Origin of the sequence: Oceanospirillum sediminis, from assembly GCF_014164585.1 — a bacterium.
Lineage (GTDB): Bacteria > Pseudomonadota > Gammaproteobacteria > Pseudomonadales > Halomonadaceae > Oceanospirillum > Oceanospirillum sediminis.
The window spans coordinates 45,716-53,154 of sequence record NZ_JACJFM010000033.1 but is presented as its reverse complement, the minus strand read 5'-3'; the positions used below and the strand labels follow the sequence as shown (position 1 = coordinate 53,154).

The following is a 7,439-nucleotide window of genomic DNA, read 5'->3' as shown; positions in this document are numbered from 1 at the left end:
GTAAACAATCGGTATCAGCAAGTAATGCCTTAACCCTGTTATTTTGTGGGCAGCTGCCAGATATCTTTGACCGGGCAGCTGAATAGTTACAAGGGGCTTAACATAAAGGCTAATTACATCCGTTTATCTGCCATTTCAGAAATACTGCTGTTTGTTTTCATAAGCCTGTTTTATGTGATCAATCAGCAGACGTAATTTTTCAGGCAAGTATTTGGTAAAGGGATAAATAGCATAAACACCCAGTTGCCGTGGCTTGTACCCTGTTAAAATGGCTTTCAGTTTTCCTGCTACCAGATCCTCGTAAACACAGCACCTGGGAACGTAGACAATACCAAACCCGGCCAGTGCTGCTTTTCGCAAAGCCTGAGCATTATTTGTCGCAAAGCTGCCGTTAATTCGCACACTCTGTTCTTTATTTTTGACAGTAAACCGCCAGTCAAAAGATCCCTGAGCCTGATAGGTATAGGCCAGGCAGTTGTGCGCTTTCAACGCCTCCAGAGTGTGCGGCTCACCATTTTGCTTAATATATTCAGGAGAGCAGCAAACAACCCAGTTCGATTGCAGCAAAGGCTTTGCAATCAGACTAGAGTCCTCCAGTTTTCCGGTTCGGATCGCAAGGTCGAGGCCCTCTTCGATCAGGTTGACAAAGTCATTTTCCAGTCGCATATCAACAGTTATTCCCGGATGTTGCTGGCAGAAGTCGGCGATGGTTTCTGCTAGTAGCAATTCTCCTGAAATCGTAGGTACAGACATTTTTATCGTGCCTGTTAAACCCTGGCTGAAGCTTGAAACGGCAGCGGCGGCATCGTTAACCTGCCCCTCAATATTTTTCGCATGTACATAAAGATTTTCACCTGCTTCAGTCAGGCTGAGTCGCCGTGTTGTACGATGAATCAGCTGTACTCCGAGGCTTTCTTCCAGCCTGCTGATCCTTTTGCTTAAAGCCGGAGTGGAAAGGTCCGCCTGTTGAGCGGCCTTATTAAAAGAACCCGCATCAGCGACATTGACGAAAAGAATTAAATCGGCGGCATTCATAATTTATTAGGTTGTTTTTAGAAATAGTTTTTTAGTTTATGTCATATTTATCATGAGTTGTATCCATTCTATATTGACTGGCATTGAGCTGCCACGCAGAAGCAGCTATCAATGTACTGAACAATAAGGAAAATAGAGATGATGCGACTGAAAGATTGCCACAACTTCCATGATTTCCGGATTCTGGCGAAAAAACGTCTGCCTGGGCCTATCTTCAATTACATTGATGGTGGTGCTGACGATGAGACTACTTATCGCCGCAATACCGCTGCATTTGAAACCTGTGATCTTATCCCTGATGTGTTAACCGGCGTTAAAGATGTTGATCTTTCTGTGACGGTTATGGGGCAGAAACTGGATATGCCGGTGTATTGTTCACCAACTGCTCTGCAACGTCTGTTTCATCATCAGGGAGAAAGGGCGGTTGCTGCCGCTGCAGAAAAGTATGGCACCATGTTTGGCGTGTCTTCTTTAGGCACGGTGAGCATGGAAGATATTGCCAGGCAGGTCGATACGCCTCAGGTTTACCAGTTTTATTTCCATAAAGATCGCGGGCTGAACCGGGCTATGATGGAAAGAGCAAAAGAAGCAGGTATCCAGGTTATGATGCTGACAGTTGATTCTATTACCGGTGGTAATCGCGAACGTGATTTGCGTACAGGTTTTTCTATCCCGTTCAGACTGACTCTGGGAGGCATGCTTCAGTTTGCTATCAAGCCAATGTGGGGGATTAATTATGTCACTCACGAGAAATTCAGCCTGCCGCAATTAGATCAGCATATTAATATGGGTTCCGGAGCAAGCTCCATTGGTGATTATTTTACCAATATGCTTGATCCATCAATGAACTGGGATGATGTGGCTGAGATGGTGAAACTCTGGGATGGTGAGTTTTGCTTAAAAGGTATTATGAGTCGGGCTGATGCACGCAGGGCCGTTGATATCGGATGTACCGGGATTGTTATTTCTAACCACGGTGGGCGTCAGCTGGATGGTTCCAGAAGCTCTTTTGATCAGCTGGCTGAGATCGTTGATGAAGTCGGGGATGAAATTGATGTTATCTTTGACAGTGGTGTACAGCGTGGAACGCATGTGCTGAAAGCGTTATCTCTGGGGGCGAAAGCGGTTGGTATTGGCAGAATGTACCTGTACCCTCTGGCCGCAGCAGGCCAGCCGGGTGTAGAAAGAGCGCTGGGGTTGATGAAGGCAGAGCTGGAGAGGGATATGAAGCTAATGGGAAAAACATCTATTGATCAGCTTTCTCGGGATAACCTGCGTTTCAGAAGCTGAGACTTGAAATACGGGGCTGAACCTGCGTCTGTAGAGCTTTTTCTGATTGAGGAAGCTCTTTTCTTTTCTGAGGAAAATACCGGAGGGGCTATTATCTGCTTCGGTGCCGTTCTGAGGTTTTATCTTCCTCTGTTTAAGCTCTTCTGATACTGAATTCAGGAAATCAGTGTTATTTAATATATCACGCTGGCAGATTTTTCTGTGAAGAGTACAATACCCGCCCCGATAGAGCTGGTCTATCCCATTTTTGACTGGTCTTGTAATCTTGTTAAGGAAGGTCATTCAGTGAATACCCTGGAAGCAAAAGAAAAACTTAAACAATTAGTGGATCGCAGCACAGGAATCAGAGTGTATTTTGTCGATGAAGAGGGCGAAATCAAGGACTCAGCCCTGAGCAGTGCCGAGCTGACTGATTGTAAAAGAGAGTTCTGTGCTTCTCTGGAACAGAAGTATATCGATAACGAAAGTTTCACCGCACCATTACTGTCTGAGCATGATGATCGAAAACATGCTTTGTACCAGTTTGATTTTGATGATCAGCCTGCCGGGTTCTCTGTATTGGATGATGCGATTGAGCTAGCCAGAAGTGGTGATGCAGACACGTTCCAGGTGATTGATAACCAGCTGTCCACGATTAAAGCCGTTATCCTTATTCTTGAAAATGAATATGGTGTTTCTGCTGGTTTTTATCAGCATGTTTACAGTGTGTCTTTATTGAATGCGGATCGTGGCATGCTGAATCTGACGGCTCATGAAACCCGGATTATTAAGCTTGATCAGGATGTATTGAAAATCAGCCCGAACTTTGTCTTTATGAAGCTGGGTGATGATTATCTGATCGAGAATGTAAAAGCACTGGAATCCCAGTTAAATTTTAAGAAGGCGATTCATGAGAAAGCCTGGCGTTGCACTGAACAGCTGCACGAAATGGATCTGATTGATGATCTGGAGAAATTTGCCGGAAAGATCGCTGAAGAAACAGGTTTTGCTCGTAAGTTTGTCAAAGTGTTCTCTGAATCTGCAGTGATAGAGTCAGGCGTAACGAACGAACAGTTAATCGAATACGCCAAAAATAAAGACTATTATTCCGAGGCTTTGGCATACAACGAAGCCGGGGACCGGTTTAAGCTGGATACGGCTAAGAAGTGCCGTGCTTTTCTTGAGCTGTTAGATGATGATCTACTGACTTCAAACCTGACCGGTCGGGACTATATTGCCCGAAATAAAGACAGAATCTGATCTGGATGATTCTCTGTAAATAAGGCTTGCTCCGGAATCTCTGGCTATTAATTCGGATATTTCATACCTGAATAACAGTGTCTCAGTATTCCTTCATTGCAGGTTGGGCAATGCGACAATATTTTGCAAAGAAGCTTTGATCAGATACCGATCAACATATTCCAGGTCTTGCCGATAATCAGGGTGTAATACTGAATGACCATTGCTTATGGTTTTTCCTGATAGTTTAATAACGGTTCGGCGAATGGTGTCTAATAATTTGTTTTATAAAGCTTTTATTCAATATTTTACCGCAGAATAATGCTGTCAGCTGCCTGAGCCGGGTGGCTGATTCTATCATGCAGTTATTATCTGATTTCTGATGCCAGCGCTATGTTGTGTATTCCATTATTTCTTATATGAAGACTCAGTCAGAGGCAACTGGGTAATACTATGTGAGGTTACTTTGAAGCCGAAATCGATTCAGCCAACTCATGTTGAGCGAAAGATGCGGACGGAAGACTTTATTGTCTCCAAGACCGATGCTAAAGGCAGGATTATCTACTGTAATCCGATTTTTATTGAATTCTCTGGTTACTCTGAACAGGAGCTTCTGGGGAAGCAACATAATATCGTCCGTCACCCTGACATGCCTCGAACTGCATTCAGACTGGCCTGGGATACGATTAAATCCGGGCATGAGTTTTTTGCTTATGTGAAAAATATGAGTAAGGACGGCAGCTTCTATTGGGTCTTTGCTCACATGACACCTGATCCGGGAGCTAATGGACAGCCGATCGGCTATACCTCTGTTCGTCGTTGCCCCAGGGATGAGTCGCTGAATTACATTCAGCCTTTATATGAACAAATTCTGGCGGCTGAGAAAGCAGCCGGATCACGCGATGCACTTGATGCTGGCTATCAGGTTTTACAGAAACATCTGGCACAGGAGGGGAAGAGTTATGAAGAACTGGTTCTCACAATCTAGTCACTTTTTACTTCCTCTGATTATTCTGGTGGCTGGTTGTATTGTATCTTTCTGGTTTCCACTGGCTACTTTAGCGGGAAGCATTGGCGCGAGCGTTTACTTGTTACTTATGTCGCTTAAACCGCGCTCCAGTCCTGAAGTAGTAAAAATCAGAGCGTTGTTCGAACAGGTTGCGAAAGGTCATCTGGAGCAGCGCTTGCCTGAAACAATGGCAGATCCTGAGCTGGACCAGTTAAGAGTCCGAATTAATTCGGCTCTGGATCAGACAGAAACAGCCTTTCGAGAGATTCTGGGTACAGTACAGGCTTCCGGTCATGGCCACTACTATCGGACACTTCAGGTTTCTGGACTGAATGGGACTTTTCGAAGTGTGCTGGAGGAAATTCAGCTGGTGCTGGATGATGTGAGAAATAGCCAGGAAGTTGTTGATAGGGAGTCCCTGTTATCCCGTATTTTCCTGCGTTCTGAACGAGGTATGTCCTCGGCTATGAATACGACGAATGCGACGCTGGATAATGTGAATCAGCAAGCAGATTATATTGCTGATTTTTCAGGTGGTTTTTCAGAAACTGCTCAATCAATGGTTGAAGCGGCGACGCGTATGGCCGAGGCTTTGACAGAAGCCGGACAATCAGCAGAATCCAGCTTTTCTGCTTTACAGGATCTGACTCATGCGGCAACAGAAATTCGTAATCGCAGCTCTCAGATTGATGAGCTGGCCGGTCAGACTAACTTACTGGCACTGAATGCGGCTATTGAGGCGGCCAGAGCGGGAGAAACGGGTCGGGGCTTTGCTGTGGTTGCTGATGAGGTTCGAAGCCTTGCCGATCAGTCCAGAAATACGGCACAGGAAATCTCTGTCTCGATAAAAAATATGATGGATACCTTGTCTTCTATGGCGACCCGCTTCGATTCACTCCGGGTGGCTGTGGATGAAGCCCGCGAAACTTCCGGGGTTTTTGGTCAGACTCTGAAAGAATCTGCGCAGTCTGCATGCGAAGTGAATAAGCAGGCCAATGGTATCAGTCAGTTGACCCATATTATGGGAGATTCAATGAAACTGCTCAGGAATGCTCAAATGGCCAGGGAAGATGTAAACTCTATTCTGAATGGTAAAACCATAGAGATCAGAAAACTCTCTGATATTGAGCAGAAAGCTGTTGACCTGGCTGAGCAAGGGCGCTGGGCTAAAGATGGTGAAGACAGAGAGGCATTGATTGCTATTTATGATCAGGTCTTTTCTGATATTGAACGTCAGCTGGAAGGGCTGCGTTAGGTCGTGTATATCGTTCAGAGAGCTGCTCCGTTGCTATCATCAGACTGAGTGGCCGTGATAGATAGAGACAAAGCCGTGTTTACAATAGTGAATACGAGCGATTTGCTCAACAATCAGAATAGAATGAAAATTCAGAAGCAATCTTTTCTGCAATCTGCTTAAATCTGGCCCTCATTAAGTTTTACAGATCGAGTACAAATCATGGCATATGAACTGACAGGAAAAATTAAAGTTATTCAGGACCCCCAGACCTTCGGCAGTGGATTTACCAAACGGGAGATGGTCGTTACAGTCGAAGAGGGCAAATATCCTCAGGATATTAATCTTGAGTTTGTTCAGGAGAAAGTCAATCTGCTTAATGAACTTAATGCAGGGCAGACAGTGACCGTGACTTTCGATATTCGTGGTCGTGAACATAATGGACGCTACTACAATAACCTGCAAGGCTGGAAGATCCAGGTTGCAGAGGAAAATGCGGCTGAATTTGATCAGCAAGCCCCTTTCGGTAATCACAATCCATTTGACCAGGATGATGTGCCATTCTAAGTCATGCTCTCGTTGCTATATTAATGTTACATAGTGGCAGCCAGCAAGGGGCTGCAAAAAACGGCGTCTGATTTTTATGTGGGTGGGCGTAACTTCGGTCTGCTCACAGTAACAGCCACTCAGATGGCCTCTGCCTTTGGCGGGGGCATGATGGTTGCTTATGTCAGTATCAGTACTGTTCTGGTCTGGTCTTTACCTTTGTGCCCGCTATTTATTATGCTGATTACTGTTCAGGCTCTGGTGAAACAGAGAAGACCTGATACTGCAGAAGATCTGCTACAATACGCGAATTATTAAGAAAGATATGCACGGAGCCAGATTTTGACTCAGTTTCGCCCTTGTATTGACCTGCACCAGGGGCAGGTAAAACAAATTGTTGGTGGTAGCCTGAATGATCAGGGTGCAGATACCAACTATGTCAGTCCTTATGATGCGGCTTACTATGCTCGTTTGTATCAGCAGCATAATCTGACCGGAGGTCATGTCATTGCATTAGGACCGGGAAATAAAGAGGAAGCGTTAAAAGCACTGAATACCTGGTCTGGCGGTTTACAGTTTGGCGGTGGGGTTAATCATGAAAATGCAGCTGAATACCTTGAGGCGGGTGCATCTCATGTGATTGTAACTTCGTATCTGTTTGAGAATGATCAGTTCAGCTGGCAGCGCCTGGAGCGTATTAAACAGGAAACAGGCAAAGAGCGCCTGATACTTGATCTGAGTTGCAGACGAACAGATCAGGGCTGGAATATTGCCACTAATCGCTGGCAGACTGTTACAGAACTGGCTGTTAATGAACGGACTCTGCAAGAGCTATCCGAACATTGTTCCGAATTTCTGATTCATGCGGCGGATGTGGAAGGGTTACAGGGTGGTATTGATCAGGAACTGGTGTCTTTGCTGGGCCAGTTCTGTACTATACCGGTGACCTACGCCGGTGGCGCTCGTTCTCTGGATGATCTTAAGCAGGTTCATGATCTATCTGATGGCAGGGTTGATCTGACCATTGGCAGTGCACTGGATATTTTTGGTGGCACAGGCGTGACTCTGGATGAGTGCATTCAGTGGAACAGACAGCAGAGCTGATAA

General features: G+C 45.4%; 8 protein-coding genes. 7 read left to right on the top strand and 1 reads right to left on the bottom strand.

The window, feature by feature from the left end:
- Positions 1-135: 135 nt before the first annotated feature.
- On the bottom strand, positions 136-1,035 hold the full coding sequence (locus H4O21_RS19100; protein ID WP_182810487.1) for a LysR family transcriptional regulator: 900 nt from the start codon (positions 1,033-1,035) through the stop codon (positions 136-138).
- A 138-nt stretch (positions 1,036-1,173) separates the two neighbouring features.
- Here H4O21_RS19100 and H4O21_RS19095 point away from each other — a divergent pair, with 138 nt between their 5' ends.
- The 7 genes from H4O21_RS19095 to hisA all read left to right on the top strand — a co-directional run bounded on the left by H4O21_RS19095 (position 1,174) and on the right by hisA (position 7,436).
- Entirely contained in the window at positions 1,174-2,325 is a 1,152-nt protein-coding gene (locus H4O21_RS19095) for an alpha-hydroxy acid oxidase (RefSeq protein ID WP_255487379.1), read from the top strand.
- 285 nt (positions 2,326-2,610) lie between these two features.
- A complete protein-coding gene (kwaB, locus tag H4O21_RS19090; RefSeq protein WP_182810486.1) occupies positions 2,611-3,564 on the top strand; it encodes an anti-phage protein KwaB in 954 nt (317 codons plus the stop codon).
- A gap of 445 nt (positions 3,565-4,009) precedes the next feature.
- Positions 4,010-4,531, top strand: coding sequence for a PAS domain-containing protein (locus H4O21_RS19085; protein WP_182810485.1), 522 nt, complete (start codon positions 4,010-4,012; stop codon positions 4,529-4,531).
- On the top strand, positions 4,506-5,807 hold the full coding sequence (locus H4O21_RS19080; protein WP_182810484.1) for a methyl-accepting chemotaxis protein: 1,302 nt from the start codon (positions 4,506-4,508) through the stop codon (positions 5,805-5,807). The genes H4O21_RS19085 and H4O21_RS19080 overlap by 26 nt, the downstream gene beginning before the upstream one ends.
- A gap of 201 nt (positions 5,808-6,008) precedes the next feature.
- Positions 6,009-6,353: a DUF3127 domain-containing protein gene (locus tag H4O21_RS19075; protein WP_182810483.1), complete on the top strand. Its 345-nt coding sequence runs from the start codon at positions 6,009-6,011 to the stop codon at positions 6,351-6,353.
- Between the two features lie 33 nt (positions 6,354-6,386).
- Complete coding sequence (locus H4O21_RS19070; protein WP_182810482.1) at positions 6,387-6,650, top strand: hypothetical protein; 264 nt, start codon at positions 6,387-6,389, stop codon at positions 6,648-6,650.
- A 24-nt stretch (positions 6,651-6,674) separates the two neighbouring features.
- Entirely contained in the window at positions 6,675-7,436 is a 762-nt protein-coding gene (gene hisA, locus H4O21_RS19065) for a phosphoribosylformimino-5-aminoimidazole carboxamide ribotide isomerase (RefSeq protein WP_182810481.1), read from the top strand.
- The last annotated feature ends 3 nt before the right edge of the window (positions 7,437-7,439 follow it).